Consider the following 17,559-nt stretch of genomic DNA (forward strand, 5'->3'; position numbering starts at 1 on the left):
TCTTGTTGTGGGTGGTCATGCAGCCGGTCAACGGCCTTTGCTCATGTAGCGCTCAAGGGGGTCTTTACTCAGCCCGCCCTGGGCCTCGGCCAACGAGTCGATAAACAGGGAAAACAGCTCCGATTGCGTGCCGATGTCGAGCTTGCTGTAGATGTGCTTGCGGTGGGACTTGATGGTGTCTTCGGAGACCCCAAGGCGCTCGGCCAGTGAACGCGTGGAGTGGCCGCGCAGGATCAACTGGGTGATCCGGCATTCGCGCTCGGTCAGCAGCGACGAGCCGAAGTTGTTGAGTGCCGAGTGAATACGCTGTTCCAACAGGCTTTCGAAACGCGCCCCCTGATTCTCCAGGCCGACGAAGTGCTTGCCCAGCACCGCCAGTACCCAAGGCGCTATGCGCTTGAATTGCTCGGTGGTGGTCGCGTCGAGCTTCTGCGTAAAGGCCAGCGACACCGCCAGGCTCAAGCCGTTGCTGGCCTGCAGGATGTAGTTGAGCTCATCCTCCAGGTGCGAATGCCGGTAAAACGACTGGTAGTACTCGCTGTGCTCGAAGTGATCGGGGGCTACGTCGGCGAGGTCGTAGCAGCCGGAAGCCGCGCCCTCCACGCAGGCGCCGTAGAACGGGTCGAGCAAGTAAAAACCGGAGAGGTACTGGCGCACATTGCCCTGGGGCAGCCATGGCCCGTCCAGTTCGAACACTGCGCTGGGCATGCCGTCGTGGGGGTACAGGTACAAGGTCGTGGCCTGAATGGGGCGGATACACCCCAGGGCATCGAACAACGTGGCGGCAAACCCCGCGTGCCCGATGCTCTCGGTCACCCTGGCTATTTGTTCGAACCACTGGGCTGAAGACAGTCGATCATTTTCCACTTCGAAGACTCGCCGTCATAACGGTTGGGTGCGACACCAGGTCACTGGCGCCAGGGACTGAAGTGATAGTCCCACACCCGCAAAGTCATCGAAATCACCCCTTAGGGTGAGGGAGTGCGCGCAAACCTCGGAATCGCCAAGCCCAGGCTTTCACGCAAGGTCGAGCCCTCGTAGGCCGTGCGATAAACACCGCGCTCCTGCAGCAAAGGGATCACCTCCTGAGTGAAACGCTCGAACTGCCCAGGGTGCCCGATGTAGATATTGAACCCATCCACCGCCCGCGCCTCGAACCAATCCGCCAGTTTCTGCGCCACCGTGGCAGCGCTGCCCACGAACGCGCCTGGGCGCAATTGCCGGCCAAATTCGACGGCCTGGCGCAGGGTAAAGCCCTTTTCCCGGGCCTGGTCGGCAATGCGTTTGGCAGCGGTGAAAAAACTGCTGCGCGCCGCCTCCAGGCTCTCCTGCGGGAATGGCGCATCCAGGTCGTACTGGCTGAAATCATGCCAGCCAAAATTGCGCCCGAACTCCTTGAGTGCCAGCGCAAAACTGTGGTCGAGTTGATGATAGTGCTGCTCGATTTCCCGGGCATGGGCATCGGTGTCGCCCACGTAGATTTCCGCACCGGGCATGATCAGTACCTGTTCCGGATCGCGCCCCCGTTGTGCCGCCCTGCCCTTGATATCCCGATAAAACGCCTGGCCCTGCTCGATACTGGCCGCGTGGGTGAAGATCACATCGGCGGTGGCGGCGCCCAGGTCGCGGCCTTGTTCGGAGTCGCCAGCTTGGAATATCACCGGTTGGCCCTGGGGGGAACGCTGGATATTCAACGGGCCCACCACCGAGAAGTGTTCGCCCTGGTGATTCAAGCTGTGCAGCTTGCTCGAGTCGAGAAACTGTCCGGTGGCACGGTTGCGCACAAACGCATCATCTTCATAGGAGTTCCACAGCCCCTGCACCACCTGAACATGTTCGGCGGCACGACCGTAGCGGGTGGCGTAGTCGTAATGTTCGTCGCGGCTGTAATTGCCGGCGGTACCGGCATCGCCACTGGTCACCACGTTCCAGCCGGCGCGGCCTTTGCTGATCAGGTCCAGGGAGGCCAGGCGCCGGGCGACGTTATAGGGTGAGTTATACGAGGTGGTCAGCGTACCGACCAGGCCGATATGCCGCGTGCTCACGGCCAGTGCCGACAGCAAGGTCAGCGGCTCCAGGCGATTGAGGTAATGGGAAGGTGAACCTTCGGTGATGAACTGGCTGTCGACGATGAACATCAGGTCGAACAATGCCGCCTCGGCCTGGCGCGCTATCTCGATGTACCAATCGACGTTGACACTGGCATCGGCCGGCAATTGCGGGTCAAGCCACAGGTTATGGCGGCCCGGCCCACCGCAGCCCATGGTCAGGGCGCCCAGTTTGAGCTGTCTTTTAGTCATTGCGCAGTAGTCCTTCAAGCGGTCAGGGCTGGGTCGTGGCGACGGTGGGCTGCAAGGCGGCCGCGAATGAAGGGTCGAACAACGTGGCGGCCGAGTAAGACTTGACCAGGCCCAGGCCGGCAAAAAAGTCCACGGTCTTTTGCGCCTCGATGGGCGCCTGAGGCGTCAGCGGCTCGACGGTGGTGCGTGCGCGGGCAAACCAGACACGGGCGATTTCGGCATCAGCGCGGGTGCGCTTGGCCCAGGCATCGGCATACGCGTTGGCGTTGGCCGGGCTTTGACGGGCCCAGTCGCGGGCTTTTTTCAGGCGCTGGAGAAAGTCGCTGATGGGCTCACGCTTGGCCTCCACAGCACTGGCGTTGGCGGCAATGAAACTCTGGGCCGGGATCAAGTCTTCAGCGGTTGCCAGCACCCGCGCACCTTGGCGTTCCTGTTGCGTGACGTAGGGTTCCCAGGTAGCGATCACGTCAACCGCACCGCCTTCCAGCGCGTGGGAGGCATCCAGGGCGCTGAGGTAACGCCATTGCAGCGAATCCCGTGCAACCCCGGCCTTGTCCAGCGCGGTCAGCAACAGTTGCTGGCTCCAGGAGCCCTTCCAGATCGCAGCACGCTTGCCTGCCAGATCGGCCAGGCTGTGGATCGAGGAGTCCTTTTTTACCAGGATGGCTACGCCGTCGAGATTCTGCCGGCTGACGGCAATCACCTTGATCGGTGCGCCCAAGGCGCCCAAAAACAACACCGGGGCATCCCCAAGCAGGCCCAGGTCCAGGCTGCCGACGTTGAGCGCTTCGGCCACCGGCGACCCGGCCGTGAACTGCTTCCAGTCCAGCGTGTAAGGCAGGTCATCCAGCACCCCCGCCGCTTCCATCACGGCCTGGGCGTTGTAGCTCTGGTCGCCGACCACCAGGGTTTGAGCCTGCGCCGTCAGGCACAGCAAAGAGGCGGCCAACCCGGCCGCCAGGGTTTTGAGGTAACGCACGTTCGTCTCCAGATGCCTTGTGGGGCATTCAAGTCGATCCGCACGCACGGTCTCGGTTTTAAAAGGTTATTGTCTGTAGCTATGGGGTGTGAGGGCTATTTTTGCGGGCTGAAGGCGAGATGTAAAATACTGATTGCGCATAACCTAATTCAATAATAATGCGTAGATCGCATCACGCTAGCGCGGAAATTCAATCCGAGCCACCAAGCCCGAACTACGCCGATTGCTCAGGCTCAGTTCACCGCCCTGCTCACGCACAATGGCCCGCGCCGCCGAGAGCCCAAGCCCCACCCCACCGGTATTGCGGTTGCGTGAGGTCTCAAGGCGAAAGAACGGGTCGAATACGCGCTCCAGGTCCGCTTCGGGAATCCCCGGCCCCTCGTCGCTGACCTCAATGCACACCCTCTGATCGTCAACACTCAGCGCAATGCTGGGGTGCCGGGCGTACTTGGCAGCATTTTCCAGCAGGTTGACCACCACCCGTTTAAGCCCCAGCGGCCGGCCGTGATAGACCAGATGGGGTGGCCCCCGGAAGTCGACCACCAGTTGCTGGTCGCGATAGTCGTCGATGATGGTTTGCAGCAGTTCAGACAGATCGAATGCAGTGCTGTGCTCCAGCACCGTATCGTCGCGGAAAAACGCCAGCGCGGCGTTGATCATCGACTGCATTTCCTCGACATCACGAATCAGCTTGTGCTGATGGTCCAGGTCCTCCATGAACTCGCAGCGCAGGCGTATCCGCGTCAAGGGCGCGCGCAAGTCATGGGAAATGGCTGCCAGCATTTGGGTGCGTTCGCCGATGAAATGCTGGATCTGCGCCTGCATGGTGTTGAAGGCGATGGTGGCTTGGCGTATTTCGTCGGGGCCTTCGATGTCGATGGGCGGTGCGCGCAGATCGCCACCGAAGCGTCTGGCGGCGCTGGCGAAACGCTGCAATGGCTTGGCCAATTGCCGGGTGGCGACCCAGGCGACCAGCAAGGTAGCGATCAGCCCCAGGATGATGATGACCGCAATCCGCGTGGGCGCGCTCAGGCCCCAACTGCGTTCGGGCGGGATGAAGGCCAACCAGCTGCCGTCGCGTAACTGCATCAGCGCCACATAATGCGCGTCGGGGCTGCCACGCGGCCAATCGTCCGGGCTGTACACCTGAATGGTGCGCCCGGTGCCAAACAACGCCTGTATCCCGGGGACTTCGCCGGCTTGTAGCACGTTGCCGCCGCTGGGCAGGCCGAAATCCACGGGGTCGGTGTGCCAAGTCACCTGCAACCGGGTATCGCTGGCCGCTGCCGCCAGTTGCGAGCGCAATGGCGCAGGCGCGGCCTCGATCACTTTCAACGTCGCGGCCATCTGCTCCAGCAGCCCCGTGCGGTCGATGGGCGGGCGCGCCCACACTCCGGCGACCTGCACGAACAAGGCATTGAGGGCCAGTGAGGTGAGCATTGCGGCAAGAATGGTCAGGGCGATCCGCCGGTTCAGCGTGTCGCGGCGCAACAGGCGGTGGATCATGAGCGGGTCACCGGGGCGGTGAACAGATAGCCGCCATTGCGCACCGTGCGGATCAGGTCCGGACGCTTGCAATCGGGCTCGATCTTGCGTCGTAGCCGGCTGACCTGCACATCGATACTGCGGTCGAAGGCGTCGTGGCCCTGGCCGTGGGTCAGGTCGATCAACTGGTCGCGGGTGAGGATGCGCTGGGGGTGTTCGAGAAACACCACCAACAAATCGAACTCGCCACCGGACAGCGGGATCATGACGCCCTCGGGCGAACGCAGCTCGCGACAGGTGATATCCAGATGCCAACCGGCGAAGGCAATCACCGGGCGTGAGCGCTCGTCGGCCGCACTGACCGACTGTCCCGCACGCCGTTGCACGGCGCGCAGGCGGGCCAGCAACTCGCGCGGGGCGAAGGGTTTGGTCAGGTAGTCGTCAGCGCCCAGTTCCAGGCCAACAATACGGTCGCTCAGCTCGCCCATGGCCGTGAGCATGATGATAGGAATGCCGAACTGCGCCCGCACTTTCTGACACAGGCTGAGGCCGCCTTCGCCGGGCAACATGAGATCAAGAATGATCGTGTCCGGCCGCTGCTCGGCGATGGCCGCCCACATGGCCTCGCCGTCGGCGGCCACGTCGACTTCATAGGCGTGCTGGACGAAAAATTTCTTCAGCAATGCCAGCACTTCCACGTCGTCATCAACGATCAGCAGTCTGCTCACGTTCACAGATTTCCCAGGCCAAAAAAAGACGACATCTAAAACCATTCCGGCGCCGGGGTCATTTATTTCAATCGAGCAACATTCCTTCGCCACGGACACAACCCGGACATCTTTGGGCAAAACCTGTCGGGCATGCTGCACGCCTTCCACTCAAGGAGACGCCTATGAAAGTTTCGAGCAGCAGGTACACCGAGCAAGCAGCAGGCGATGCGCGGCCATTGGTGCTGAGCCAGCGCACCTCCTCCCCCGCACAGGATAGCCCGATGCTGTTCCAGGAATCCTGCCTGGGGCTGAACGCGGACCGTATCGTGCTGCGTCGCTACTTCGAGCACTACAGCCCGCAGGCCGGGCGCTGGGTCGAGTACGCCCACTCCATTCCCATCGCCGAGCTTGTCCACTGGATCATGACCCATGGCCAGTTGCACATCGAATCCTCACACGACAAGCCAAACGAACAGGCAACCCATTGATGGCCCGTAAATGCTCACTCCTGCTACTGATGGCGGCCACCCTGAGCCTGATGGCTTGCAGCAGCAACAAGGTCGAACCCGAGCGATATACAGGCTTTCTTCATGACTACAGCCTGCTTAAAGAGCAACAGAGCCCGTCGGGCCAGACCGTACAGAGTTGGGTCAGCCCGGCCTTGAAGCGTGGCCGCTACAAGCAGGTCTATCTGGCGCCCAGCCAGTTTTTCCCGGCTGTTGAACCCACCGCTCAGATCCCGCAAAGCACGCTCTCCCACGTCACTGGCTACTACGACCTGGTACTGCGCTCGGAACTTGGCAAATACGTTTACCTGGCCTCAAAACCTGGCCCTGACACCCTCACAGTACGCCCCGCCATCACCCGCATCGCCACCAGCCCCCAGGGACTGCGGTTTTATGAGTGGCTGCCGATCACCCTGGTCGCAGCGGGCGTGAGCACCGCCACTGGTATCCGCGATCGAGACAGTGAAATCGCCACGGAGCTGTCATTGGAAGATGGTTCGACCGGTGATGTCGTGGCGGCCATGCTGCGTAAAGGCACCGGCACTCCCCTGGCCAATGACAAGCAAGTCATGACCGCCGACAACGTCAAGGACGTGCTCGACGGCTGGGCCCGCGACCTGGGTACGTCGTACAGTGCAGTCGCTCGATAACCCTCGCCTTGCTCAAACGTCATAATCACAGGGGCATCTGCGTGGTAATCTCCCGGCACCACGAATAGACATTGATCGTCACTTGACGATGACCAAAGCCAGGAAAGACCATGCCCAAGATTTCTCACTCAGCGCTACGCCGTAACTTCCGTGACCTGCTGGCAACGCCCCTGTGCGTTGAAACCGCCTCCGTATTCGACCCCATGTCTGCCCGCATCGCGGCTGACCTGGGGTTTGAAGTGGGAATCCTGGGCGGCTCGGTCGCCTCCCTGCAGGTGCTGGCGGCCCCCGATTTTGCGTTGATTACCCTGAGTGAGTTCGTCGAGCAAGCCACCCGCATCGGTCGTGTTGCCCAGCTGCCCTTCATCGCCGACGCCGACCATGGCTACGGCAACGCCCTGAACGTGATGCGCACCGTCGAAGAACTGGAACGCGCCGGCGTCGCGGCGCTGACCATCGAAGATACCCTCTTGCCCGCGCAATTCGGGCGTAAATCCACAGACCTGATTTCCGTCGAAGAAGGCATCGGCAAGGTCAAGGCCGCGCTGGAGGCACGTGTCGACCCGGCGCTGTCGATCATTGCGCGCACCAACGCGGGCGTGCTGCCCACCAGCGACGTGATTGCGCGTACCAAAGCCTACGAAAAGGCCGGCGCTGACGGCATCTGCATGGTCGGCGTCAAGGACTTCGACCACCTGGAACAGATCGCGGAGAACCTCAGCGTTCCGCTGATGCTGGTGACCTACGGCAACCCACAACTGCACGACAGCGAGCGCCTGGCCAGCCTGGGCGTACGCATCGTGGTGGCCGGGCATGGCGCCTACTTCGCCGCGATCAAGGCCACTTACGACAGCCTGCGTGCCCAGCGTCAGCTGACCCACAGCACTTCGAACCTCAGCGCGACGGAATTGACCCACACCTACACCTTGCCTGAGAGCTATGTGGCGTGGGCGGAAGAGTTCATGGATGTAAAAGAGTAATCACTCACTCACGGCTCAGCCGTTGGCGCATCCCTGCGCTGGCGGCCGGGCCGGGCTGTACCACACACTGATCCATCGCCACCAACCCACCTTCCGCCGTCGCCATCATCGGCTGCACCGGTCGGCCCGTCTCGCGTTCCACCACCTCGACACTGATGCCCTCCTCGGCGTAATGCCGATTGCCCCACGCCACCAACGCCATCAGCACCATACGAAAGTCTTCGCCCCTGGCCGTCGGCACGTATTCGCAGCGTGGCGGCCGCTCGCTGTAGGCACGGCGCTCCAGCATCCCCGCTTCTACCAAGCCATTAAGGCGGCGCGTGAGCATGTTGGGCGCGATGCCCAGGCTGCGCGAGAACTCGTCGAAACGGCGCAAACCGTGCAAGGCGTCGCGCATGATCAGCATGCTCCACCACTCCCCTACCCGTTCAAGGCTACGGGCGACGGGGCATTCGGCACTGATGAGGGATTTGCGCTGCATAGGTATTCCTGTGTGCGAGTACAAACTTGTATGACACCATGTTACTTTCATGATGATAGTGACGTCCATACGCTGTGTATCCTTCAAGCAACAGGAGTCGATTGAGCATGAGTAAACGTATCGTCGTGACGGGCATGGGCGCACTGACGCCGCTGGGGTCGAGCGTGGAATCCACTTGGCGGCGCTTGCTGGACGGGCAGTCGGGCATCCGCCGTTTGCCGCAAGAGTTGATCGGGGATCTGGCGGTCAGCATCGGCGGCCAGGTGCAAAGTGTGTTGCAAGACCCCGAAGCCGGTTTCGATCCTGATCGACTGTTGGCGGCCAAGGAACAGCGCAAGATGGACCGCTTTATCCTGTTCGCCCTGGCGGCCGCGGATGAAGCCCTGAAGCAGGCCAATTGGGCCCCCAAAACACCCGAGGAGCAGGCGCGCACGGCGACTATCATCGCCTCCGGTGTCGGTGGTTTCCCGGCCATTGCCGATGCGGTGCGCACCACTGACAGTAAGGGCCCGCGTCGTTTGTCGCCCTTCACCATTCCATCGTTTCTGAGCAACATGGCTGCCGGGCATGTGTCGATCAACTATGGCTTGAAAGGCCCTCTGGGTGCGCCAGTAACCGCGTGTGCCGCCGGGGTTCAGGCTATCGGCGACGCAGCGCGAATGATCCGCGCCGGGGAAGTCGACGTCGCGGTATGCGGCGGTGCCGAAGCGGCGATTCATCGCGTCAGCCTTGCCGGCTTCGCCGCAGCGCGGGCGCTGTCCAGCGATTTCAATGCCACCCCGGAGCGCGCTTCGCGACCCTTCGATCAGGCGCGCGACGGCTTTGTGATGGGCGAAGGCGCCGGCATTCTGGTAATTGAAGAACTGGAGCATGCACTGGCGCGAGGTGCTCAGCCGATTGCCGAACTGGTGGGCTATGGCACCAGTGCGGACGCCTATCACATGACCGCAGGGCCTGAAGACGGTGACGGTGCGCGTCGAGCAATGACTCAAGCGTTGCGCCAGGCGGGCATCGAGGCGTCGCAGGTGCAATACCTGAATGCCCACGCGACCTCCACACCTGTGGGCGACAAAGGCGAACTGGCGGCGATCAAGACGCTATTCGGTACCGGCGGCAGCCCGGCGATCAGCTCAACAAAATCCGCCACCGGCCACTTGCTCGGTGCTGCGGGAGGCATCGAAGCCGTCTTCACCGTACTTGCCCTGCGTGACCAGATCGCGCCAATGACACTCAACCTGGAAAACCCGGACGCCCTCGCCGACGGCCTGGACATGGTGCGCGATGAGGCCCGGCCCATGCCGATTGAATATGCGCTGTCCAATGGCTTCGGCTTTGGCGGCGTGAACGCCAGCGTGCTGTTCCGACGCTGGCTATGAGCCGGGGTTTGCCCCTAGGGTGAATTTCACCGACCATGGCGCCTTTCTGTTCCTGCCAACACGAGGTGCCCATGGCCAACCACGACCTGTCCTATACCCCTGACCCGGACGCCGACTCCATCTCCTCCGATGTAATCGGCTTCAACGGCATCCTGGTCTCCACCCAGATTCCCACCCGCGCCGATGGCAGCCTGGAGTTGGGCGATATCACTCTGCAAAGCGAGTGCACCCTGCAAGCGCTGAAAGTCGCGCTGGAAAAAGCCGGCAGCTCTATGGACCGGGTCATGCACCTGACTATTTATCTCACCGACATGGCCGACCGCGCGGCGTTCAACGAGGTCTACAAGCGCTTTTTCGCCAAGCCCTGGCCAGTGCGGGCAGCAGTAGGCGTTGCCGCCTTGGCGGTGGAAGGTATGCGGGTAGAAGTGACGGCGATGGCTGCCAAGGCTTGAATCTGTAACGACTTTAGAACCGAACTGATCGGAATGTCGAACTCGGTCAGAAAGGTGGGAGCTGGCTTGCCTGCGATAGCGGTGGTGAATGTTCCATCGCCATCGCAGCATAGGTATTTACACAACTTTTTAGTTGTAGCCGTCAACGGTAACCATGATGCGAAACGAGTCGCTCTTGATCTTGCTCTGCTTTTGATCTCAGGCGCCCCGTTAAACCACGCTGGCCGGAATTCGACAGGGATTTGGGGGGTAAACCGGCAGGGATGCCGGTTTAGCTGCCCCGCGCCATGGATGGCGCGTGGCGGCGGCCCCCCAAATCACTGGCGGATTACGGGCACACCGAGCCTGGGCGAGGTGCCGAGTGGTGGGGCAAGAGCGTTTTGCTTACTTTGCCGCTTTTGCAAAGTGAGCCGCCGTTGGGCGGAACCCTAAGTGGCCGTTACCGCAGGAATGGATATGTACTCGGTATAACAGTGTCGGCTGTCATGCCGCCTTCGCGAGCAAGCCCGCTCCCACAGTGGGATCGTGGGGTGTCAGGTAGATAAGCATCGGCTGGAAGGCCGTCATCGCAGGCAAGCCAGCTCCCACATTTGGATCCTGGGTGTCAGGTAGAGATGCGTCGGCTGTCAGGCCGTCACGGGAGCAAGCTCCCTCGCCACAGGTCCAGCGTCGCCCCAAAGTTGTGTAGATACCTATGGCCATCGCAGGCAAGCCACAACGGGTCTTCGTTGCGTTGAGCATTGCGTTCGCTTAACGGACTTGCATTAGGCCCGACAGCCCTGCGGTAGATGCCGCCCAGGCATTTCACGGCTACAATGCGCGCCTCAACCGTGACAAGCCTGACTAAAAAAACTATGTCCTTGCCCAAGCATCACCTGGAATTGCTCAGCCCTGCCCGCGATGTCGCCATTGCGCGTGAGGCTATCCTGCACGGCGCCGACGCCGTTTATATCGGCGGGCCGAGCTTCGGCGCTCGCCATAATGCGTGTAACGAGGTGAGCGATATCGCTCAACTGGTGGAATTCGCCCGCCGTTACCACGCCCGCGTCTTCACCACCATCAACACCATCCTGCATGACAACGAGCTGGAGCCCGCACGCAAGCTGATCCATCAGCTCTACGATGCCGGTGTCGATGCGCTGATCGTGCAAGACCTGGGCGTGATGGAGCTGGATATTCCGCCGATCGAGCTGCACGCCAGCACCCAGACCGACATCCGCACCCTGGGCCGGGCCAGGTTTCTCGACCAGGCCGGTTTCTCGCAGTTGGTATTGGCCCGCGAGTTGAACCTGCAAGAGATCCGCGCCATTGCCGACGAGACCGATGCCGCCATCGAGTTCTTTATCCACGGCGCCCTGTGCGTGGCGTTCTCCGGGCAGTGCAATATCTCCCACGCGCAAAATGGCCGCAGCGCCAACCGTGGCGACTGCTCCCAGGCCTGCCGCCTGCCCTACACCCTGAAAGATGACCAAGGCCGCGTGGTGGCCTTTGAAAAGCACCTGCTGTCGATGAAAGACAACAACCAGAGCGCCAACCTGCGCGCCCTGGTCGAAGCGGGCGTGCGTTCGTTCAAGATCGAAGGCCGCTACAAGGACATGGGCTATGTGAAGAACATCACCGCCTACTACCGCCAGCGCCTCGACGAGATCCTCGAAGACCGCCCGGACCTGGCCCGCGCTTCCAGCGGCCGTACCGCGCACTTCTTCCTGCCCGACCCGGAAAAAACCTTCCACCGTGGCAGCACCGATTACTTTGTCAGCGACCGCAAGATCGACATCGGCGCCTTTGATACCCCGACCTTTACCGGCCTGCCCGTAGGCACCGTGGAAAAAGCCGGCAAGCGCGACTTGCAGGTGGTCACCCATGAGCCGCTGTCCAACGGCGACGGCCTCAATGTGCTGATCAAGCGTGAAGTGGTGGGATTCCGCGCCAACATCGCCGAGCCCAAGGGTGAGTTCGAGGAAGACGGTGAGAAGCGCTACCGCTACCGCGTCGAGCCCAACGAAATGCCAGCCGGCCTGCATCAACTGCGCCCGCATCACCCGCTCAATCGCAACCTGGACCACAACTGGCAACAGGCCCTGCTCAAGACGTCGGCCGAGCGCCGTATCGGCTTGTCATGGGTCGCGTGCCTGCGTGAAGAGCAGCTGCAAATCACCGCGACCAGCGAAGAAGGCATCAGCGCCAGCGTCACCCTGCCCGGCCCGTTTGGCGTGGCCAATAAGCCGGAACAGGCACTGGACACCCTGCGCGACCTGCTCGGCCAGCTCGGCACCACCGAATACCACGCCACCCGCATTGAGCTGGATGCGCCGCAGGCGTTCTTCATCCCCAACTCGCAGCTCAAGGCGTTGCGCCGTGAAGTGATCGAAGCACTGACCGCCGCACGCGTCGCCGCGCATCCGCGGGGTGGGCGCAAGGCTGAAACTTCGCCGCCGCCGGTGTATCCCGAAGCGCACCTGTCGTTCCTGGCCAACGTCTACAACCAGAAGGCCCGGGACTTCTACCACCGTCACGGCGTGAAGCTGATCGATGCGGCCTTCGAAGCGCACGAAGAAACCGGCGAAGTACCGGTGATGATCACCAAACACTGCCTGCGTTTCTCGTTCAACCTGTGCCCTAAACAGGCCAAGGGTGTGACCGGGGTAAAGACCAAGGTGGCGCCGATGCAATTGATCCACGGTGACGAAGTGCTGACCCTGAAGTTCGACTGCAAACCCTGCGAGATGCATGTGGTGGGCAAGATCAAGGGGCATATCCTCGGCCTGCCGCAGCCAGGCAGCGCGGTGGAGCATTTCAACCCGGAAAACCTTATCTACCAGGGCACGCACTAACCGCTTTTGTAGGAGCGGGCTTGCCCGCGAAAAACCTGAGGACGCCGCGTGTTAACCAAATGCGCTGCGTTATCGTTGGAGTTTTTCGCGAGCAAGCTCGCGCCTACCGAGGTTGCGGGGCCACCACCAGCCCCGCTGCAACCCCGCCGCTGCCAGCAGAATCGCCGCCACACCCAGCCATTGCAGCCACCCCAGGCGATGCCCGAACGCGATCCAGTCCACCAGGATCGCCGCAATCGGGTAGATGAACGACAACGCGCCGGTCATCGCCGTGGGTAGCTTCTGAATGGCCCCGTACAGCAACACATACATCAAACCGGTATGCACCACTCCCAATGTCGCGAGTGCCGCCCAGGCAGTGGTCGACACGGGCAAGCTGTGCCAGGGCACCAGCGGCGCCAGCAGCACGGCGCCGGTGGTCACCTGGATCAACGCCATCAAATGCGGCGGTACGTCCTTCAGGCGTTTGATGATCAGCGCCGCCACCGCGTACAAAAATGCCGCGCCCAAAGCCAAGGCAATGCCAGCCAGATAATTCCCGCCGCTAGATTGCTCACCATGGGCGGTCACGATCGCCAACATGCCCAGGAACGCCACACTCAGCCACGCCATTTTTTGCACGGTGATCTTCTCACCGAGAAACACCGCCGCCAGCATCACCAGTATGAACGGCTGCACGTTGTACACCGCCGTGCTGATCGCGATGGACGCAGAGGAATAGGACTCGAACAGCAACAGCCAGTTACCGACGATCGCCACGCCGCTGAGCACTGCCAGCCCGAGCTTGGCCCAGTTGAGTAACTCCAGGCGCAAATACCCCAGCAACGCGCACACCAACAGCAGTGTCAGCGCGCCAATCACGCAGCGCCAGAACACCACCTCAAGCACCGACACGCCCGACACCAGCACAAACCAGCCAATGGTGCCGGAAATCAGCATGGCGGCGATCATTTCCCAGGTTCCGCGACGGATTGATGTATCCATGATTGAGGCTCCTCAAGTGAGGCTCAATTATGGCAATCTGCTCGACACGGCTACAGCGACTAAAAAAGGCAAAACCCAGGATTCACCTTTTCTTATTAGGCAAACCTCATGATCGACACCATCGACCAGCAATTGATCGCCGCCTTGATGGACGACTCGCGGCTGTCCCTCAAGGCCCTGGCAGGGATCACCGGGCTCTCCTCGCCCAGCGTCAGCGAACGCCTGCGGCGCCTGGAAGAACGCGGCGTGCTGACCCACTACACCGTCGACATCGACCCCAAACACTTCGGCTACCTGCTGCAAGCCATCGTGCGCATCCGCCCCCTGCCCGGCAAACTGCAGGAAGTGGAGCGCCAGATCCAGGCGATCCCTGAGTTCACCGAATGCGACAAGGTCACCGGCGAGGACTGCTTCATCGCCCGCCTGCATGTGCGCACCATGGACCAGTTGGACAGCCTGCTGGACCGGATCAATGGATATGCCGAAACCAATACTGCGATTGTGAAGAAAACCCCGGTGAAACGGCGCTTGCCGCCGTTAGGCGATCGCTGAGGTTTGTGATTAGCGCCATGCCAAGGGAATGTCATGGCCAAACACAGTCAAGTGTGGGAGCAAGCCCACTCCCACAGAATGCCGAGGGCATGGCCTCAGCGACTACGCTCCGGCTTGATCGCCACATCAGGCACCGGCTTATACAGCGGGCCATAGTCCACCAATAGCTCATCGCCTTTCTTGATGTCATTGAGCGCCACATAGAACGTCAGGTTTTTCCCCACGGCGATGGAGATAACGTTATTGGCCTTCCACGCTGGCCCGTCGCCCAGTTGCGAGGTATTGATCAGGCTCAGGGTATTGCCGGTGTGCAGCGCACTCACTGAGCGATTGCCCGAGCGGGTTCCGAACAGGTAAGTGAGCACCGCCCGCGAGCCTTGTTTGCGTTGCTCCTGAAACAATGACGTCTCGGTAGCATGGTACTTGCCTGCGTAAGGGCCCAGCACTTCAAACTGGGCGATGTCGCGGCGAGCCCACACCGAAGCGCCGCGAGCCGGGCCACCATCCTCCAGCGCCGTGACCACCTCCAGGGTCTGGTCAAAGCGCGGCTGATGTTGGCCTTCGGTACGCAGCCAGTCTTTGATCGAGGCCTTTATTTGCGCGGACACCCGCTGCTTGGTGGGGTTATCGAGCCCGTCGAGCAGGCCATTCCAGTGAGTGATACGGATATCGTCGATGGGGCCCTCCAGTGCCCGGGTCAAGCTGAGCCTGGGGTTGTCCGGGTCTTGCAGAATCGGCAGCGTGTTGTCGATGTGATGGCGAGGCAATGTCGGGAATTCGCTGGGCTCTACCTTGATCACCACGGGCGGGACTGCCGAAGACGGGCCTGGGACCTCTGTGCCGTGTGGCGTGCCGTCGTGCGGGGTCATATCCGCGACCTTGGGTTGCGGCGGGTCCAAAGGGTCTGTTGCCGGTCGTTTTCGTGCGGTATCCACAGCCGGTTGCTCAGGAACGGGGCGCGGCTCAATGCCTTGCTGTAACCGTCCGAGACGTTGCGAGGCGAGCGCTGTAAACGAGCCGTCAGCCCTCACGTAGTTTGCCCACTGACCTGGATTTAGCCCATGTTTCTGTATGAACTTCTCTGGCGTAACTGAGTTGCCGGGTTGCCCGGATTGCTTTTGCCAATCACACAAATGGTCGTCGGTAATCCGGTTATAGGGAATGCCGGTCGCTTGATTCTGCAGCGCTTCACCGATTGGCCTCAAGCTACCATCAGCCCGTATAAGGTTTTTAAAGGTACTCGGACTCAGCTGATGATGTCCGGCAAATCCCTCCATGGTCATGGCCGCCCGATCTCGCTGTAACATGTTTTGCCAAGCAAGGAGATGTGTATGGGTAACCTTATTGAACGGTGTATTGGGGGCGCGATCGTGCACTATTACGCCGGTTGCACTCAGTTGCCCATCTGGTTTTACGTAGTACTCAAAGGTGTTCTGGTTCAGAAAATGACGGCGCGCAAAGCCCCCAGGGGTCACTTTCAGCTGTTCATCACGCGGTAACGCCACCCAAGCTCTTAAATGCGCCGCGGTGATCCTCGTCTGGCGCGCCCCCGACATCTGGATATTCAACTCGATGGGCGGGGTTGCCTCCATTTTGGATTGCCGCCGCGCGGGGGGCCGTACCGTGTTTTCCCCGGAATTGAGGCGCTGCAAAGTCTCCTCTTTGAAGGAGCCGTCAGACCTGACGTGGATTTTCCAAGAGTTAGGGCTGAGTTTGTGTTGGCGTATAAACGCTTCCGGCGTAATTACATTATCCGGTTTTTCCAAGAGCTTTTTCCATTGGCGTAAGTGCTCATCGGTAATGACTTGATGAGACACACCAGTGACCCTGTTCAACAGGGCTTGACCGGATGGCCCCAAGCTGCCATCGGCACGCACATACGCTCTGAACGCAGCAGCACTAATGTGATGCTGACCAGCAAACCCATCCATGGTCATAGCATTGCGCTTCTCTTGTGTCAGGCTTTGCCAGTCATTGATGTGGGTTTTGGTCACCTTTTTCAAGGGAGTATCAACAGGGCGATCACGCACGATCACGCCGGTATCGCTCAACTGGCCGCCGGGCTTCACGTAGTACTCAAAGGTTTTGATGGGGAGGTTATTTTTCTTGGCAAACCCCCGGGGAGTAAGCGTTTCCTGTTCCCTGCGTGGCAACAGCTCCCAAGCCCGCAAATGTTCAGCGGTGATCTGCCCGCCACCGGGTGCCCCCAGGCGTTGCCATTCGTCGCCTTGTACATGCTGGACCAGCAACTCGGTTTGCCGGTTGTTGTGATAAACCCGGGCCTGTACGGTGCCGTCTTCCGTGCGAGACACCTGGCGCACCTCATACACCGCGGTGTCACCGTTGCTGTCGGTATGGCGTATGTGCGAGGAGTGCCCATCGGCGGCTACATACACGCCCTGGCTGTTGCGTGGGAGCCCTGCGATTTGGGATTCGGGCACTTTGAAGTGCCCGAACAACTCATGGCTCAACTCACTTAGCCCCTCGAAGCTCGCAGTGTCCACCTCACCGTCGACAGCCTGGGTTGCGGCCTTGAACTCATCGAGCGGGCCGCCATAAGGCCGCATCGCGTCGACATCGAATGAATACCACTTGCCGCCCTTGAGCACCGCGGCCCCCTCCACCGTCTGGCCTGCCACCTTCACGGTGCCCGTTGCGGCAGCCTCGTACTGTTTGCTGATCGCCTTCAACACGTCGTAACTGCCGGTGGCGCCTCTGAGCTTGTTGACCGCCTTGACGCCTTTGGACAGTACATAGAGACCAGCGCTACCCACCAGCCTGGGCAAATCGCCCACCCCGCCCACGGGGTTGAGCATGTCAATGGCCGCCACGCCGATGACCTTGGCCGCCCGCAATGCCTTGACCCCAGTGGACAACGCAGAACGGCCGACCTTGAGCAGTTTTCCGGCGGTAGCGGCGCCAGTGGTAAGAAAGCCGAAAACATCCAGCAAGAGATCGAATGCGCCCGCACCGTACTGGCCGTTCTGAAAACTGACAATGGCGGACCTGAACGGGATAAGGTTCAACAAAAACTCGCTCAACTGCGCGTTCGCCGTGTCCAAGGCGGTTTGCCCACGGGCCTGCTGTTTGATCGCGGGATCGTCGAGGTCCAAGTGTTCGACAAACGCCGTGGCAATCCCATGGGATCGAGCACTGGTAAAGCTATCCAAGGGCGCGTTATTCAGCGGGCGCTCACGACCGAGATCAGCGGCTTGATAACGAGGTGTGAACGCCTTAGTGGTAAAAACTTTGTTGGCCACCTCAGAACGT

15 protein-coding genes are annotated in these 17,559 nt (G+C 61.0%); 7 read left to right on the forward strand and 8 right to left on the reverse strand.

What is annotated here, in order from left to right; translation table 11 throughout:
- Positions 1-27: 27 nt before the first annotated feature.
- The 5 genes from ODQ19_RS25720 to ODQ19_RS25740 form a co-directional block, all read right to left on the reverse strand.
- The gene (locus tag ODQ19_RS25720; protein WP_330211583.1) at positions 28-867 is read right to left on the reverse strand and encodes a helix-turn-helix transcriptional regulator; all 840 of its coding nucleotides are present in this window, start codon (positions 865-867) and stop codon (positions 28-30) included.
- 101 nt (positions 868-968) lie between these two features.
- On the reverse strand, positions 969-2,300 hold the full coding sequence (locus ODQ19_RS25725; protein WP_330211584.1) for an LLM class flavin-dependent oxidoreductase: 1,332 nt from the start codon (positions 2,298-2,300) through the stop codon (positions 969-971).
- A 22-nt stretch (positions 2,301-2,322) separates the two neighbouring features.
- Positions 2,323-3,279, reverse strand: a complete 957-nt coding sequence (locus ODQ19_RS25730) for an ABC transporter substrate-binding protein (RefSeq protein ID WP_330211585.1) — start codon at positions 3,277-3,279, stop codon at positions 2,323-2,325.
- Positions 3,280-3,456: 177 nt separating this feature from the next.
- Complete coding sequence (locus tag ODQ19_RS25735) at positions 3,457-4,785, reverse strand: ATP-binding protein (RefSeq protein WP_330211586.1); 1,329 nt, start codon at positions 4,783-4,785, stop codon at positions 3,457-3,459.
- Positions 4,782-5,537, reverse strand: a complete 756-nt coding sequence (locus tag ODQ19_RS25740; RefSeq protein WP_330211587.1) for a response regulator — start codon at positions 5,535-5,537, stop codon at positions 4,782-4,784. The genes ODQ19_RS25735 and ODQ19_RS25740 overlap by 4 nt, the downstream gene beginning before the upstream one ends.
- Positions 5,538-5,656: 119 nt before the next feature.
- Here ODQ19_RS25740 and ODQ19_RS25745 point away from each other — a divergent pair, with 119 nt between their 5' ends.
- The 3 genes from ODQ19_RS25745 to ODQ19_RS25755 all read left to right on the forward strand — a co-directional run bounded on the left by ODQ19_RS25745 (position 5,657) and on the right by ODQ19_RS25755 (position 7,610).
- Complete coding sequence (locus tag ODQ19_RS25745; protein ID WP_116667474.1) at positions 5,657-5,962, forward strand: hypothetical protein; 306 nt, start codon at positions 5,657-5,659, stop codon at positions 5,960-5,962.
- The gene (locus ODQ19_RS25750; protein ID WP_330211588.1) at positions 5,962-6,630 is read left to right on the forward strand and encodes a DUF3313 domain-containing protein; all 669 of its coding nucleotides are present in this window, start codon (positions 5,962-5,964) and stop codon (positions 6,628-6,630) included. Before ODQ19_RS25745 ends, ODQ19_RS25750 begins: the two co-directional genes overlap by 1 nt.
- 110 nt (positions 6,631-6,740) lie before the next feature.
- The gene (locus tag ODQ19_RS25755; protein WP_014718426.1) at positions 6,741-7,610 is read left to right on the forward strand and encodes an isocitrate lyase/PEP mutase family protein; all 870 of its coding nucleotides are present in this window, start codon (positions 6,741-6,743) and stop codon (positions 7,608-7,610) included.
- 4 nt (positions 7,611-7,614) lie between these two features.
- On the opposite strand, the gene ODQ19_RS25760 is transcribed toward ODQ19_RS25755, so the two are convergent.
- Positions 7,615-8,091 (reverse strand): winged helix-turn-helix transcriptional regulator, encoded by a 477-nt coding sequence (locus ODQ19_RS25760; protein ID WP_330211589.1) that lies wholly within the window; start codon positions 8,089-8,091, stop codon positions 7,615-7,617.
- Between the two features lie 107 nt (positions 8,092-8,198).
- On the opposite strand from ODQ19_RS25760, the gene fabF reads away from it, so the two are divergent.
- The 3 genes from fabF (at position 8,199) to ODQ19_RS25775 (ending at position 12,753) form a co-directional block, all read left to right on the forward strand.
- The gene (gene fabF, locus ODQ19_RS25765) at positions 8,199-9,467 is read left to right on the forward strand and encodes a beta-ketoacyl-ACP synthase II (RefSeq protein ID WP_116667471.1); all 1,269 of its coding nucleotides are present in this window, start codon (positions 8,199-8,201) and stop codon (positions 9,465-9,467) included.
- A gap of 71 nt (positions 9,468-9,538) precedes the next feature.
- Positions 9,539-9,919: a RidA family protein gene (locus ODQ19_RS25770; protein ID WP_071484081.1), complete on the forward strand. Its 381-nt coding sequence runs from the start codon at positions 9,539-9,541 to the stop codon at positions 9,917-9,919.
- Positions 9,920-10,773: 854 nt separating this feature from the next.
- A complete protein-coding gene (locus ODQ19_RS25775; protein WP_014718422.1) occupies positions 10,774-12,753 on the forward strand; it encodes a peptidase U32 family protein in 1,980 nt (659 codons plus the stop codon).
- A 69-nt stretch (positions 12,754-12,822) separates the two neighbouring features.
- Here the strand turns inward: ODQ19_RS25775 and ODQ19_RS25780 are convergent, their stop codons facing one another.
- Positions 12,823-13,737: a DMT family transporter gene (locus tag ODQ19_RS25780; protein WP_330211590.1), complete on the reverse strand. Its 915-nt coding sequence runs from the start codon at positions 13,735-13,737 to the stop codon at positions 12,823-12,825.
- A gap of 108 nt (positions 13,738-13,845) precedes the next feature.
- Here ODQ19_RS25780 and ODQ19_RS25785 point away from each other — a divergent pair, with 108 nt between their 5' ends.
- Complete coding sequence (locus ODQ19_RS25785) at positions 13,846-14,289, forward strand: Lrp/AsnC family transcriptional regulator (RefSeq protein WP_032897385.1); 444 nt, start codon at positions 13,846-13,848, stop codon at positions 14,287-14,289.
- Between the two features lie 95 nt (positions 14,290-14,384).
- Here the strand turns inward: ODQ19_RS25785 and ODQ19_RS25790 are convergent, their stop codons facing one another.
- Positions 14,385-17,330 (reverse strand): SET domain-containing protein-lysine N-methyltransferase, encoded by a 2,946-nt coding sequence (locus ODQ19_RS25790; RefSeq protein ID WP_330211591.1) that lies wholly within the window; start codon positions 17,328-17,330, stop codon positions 14,385-14,387.
- Positions 17,331-17,559: the final 229 nt, after the last annotated feature.

This window comes from Pseudomonas sp. AM4(2022) (assembly GCF_036346515.1).
GTDB lineage: Bacteria > Pseudomonadota > Gammaproteobacteria > Pseudomonadales > Pseudomonadaceae > Aquipseudomonas > Aquipseudomonas paracarnis.

Excerpts from the sequence above, each read along its gene's own strand:
- ODQ19_RS25725 (WP_330211584.1), bottom strand. The coding sequence starts at position 2,300 with ATGACTAAAAGACAGCTCAAACTGGGCGCCCTGACCATGGGCTGCGGT.
- ODQ19_RS25770 (WP_071484081.1), top strand. The coding sequence starts at position 9,539 with ATGGCCAACCACGACCTGTCCTATACCCCTGACCCGGACGCCGACTCC.
- ODQ19_RS25775 (WP_014718422.1), top strand. The coding sequence starts at position 10,774 with ATGTCCTTGCCCAAGCATCACCTGGAATTGCTCAGCCCTGCCCGCGAT.
- ODQ19_RS25735 (WP_330211586.1), bottom strand. The coding sequence starts at position 4,785 with ATGATCCACCGCCTGTTGCGCCGCGACACGCTGAACCGGCGGATCGCC.
- ODQ19_RS25745 (WP_116667474.1), top strand. The coding sequence starts at position 5,657 with ATGAAAGTTTCGAGCAGCAGGTACACCGAGCAAGCAGCAGGCGATGCG.
- ODQ19_RS25780 (WP_330211590.1), bottom strand. The coding sequence starts at position 13,737 with ATGGATACATCAATCCGTCGCGGAACCTGGGAAATGATCGCCGCCATG.
- ODQ19_RS25755 (WP_014718426.1), top strand. The coding sequence starts at position 6,741 with ATGCCCAAGATTTCTCACTCAGCGCTACGCCGTAACTTCCGTGACCTG.
- ODQ19_RS25750 (WP_330211588.1), top strand. The coding sequence starts at position 5,962 with ATGGCCCGTAAATGCTCACTCCTGCTACTGATGGCGGCCACCCTGAGC.
- ODQ19_RS25760 (WP_330211589.1), bottom strand. The coding sequence starts at position 8,091 with ATGCAGCGCAAATCCCTCATCAGTGCCGAATGCCCCGTCGCCCGTAGC.
- ODQ19_RS25785 (WP_032897385.1), top strand. The coding sequence starts at position 13,846 with ATGATCGACACCATCGACCAGCAATTGATCGCCGCCTTGATGGACGAC.
- fabF (WP_116667471.1), top strand. The coding sequence starts at position 8,199 with ATGAGTAAACGTATCGTCGTGACGGGCATGGGCGCACTGACGCCGCTG.
- ODQ19_RS25740 (WP_330211587.1), bottom strand. The coding sequence starts at position 5,537 with ATGGTTTTAGATGTCGTCTTTTTTTGGCCTGGGAAATCTGTGAACGTG.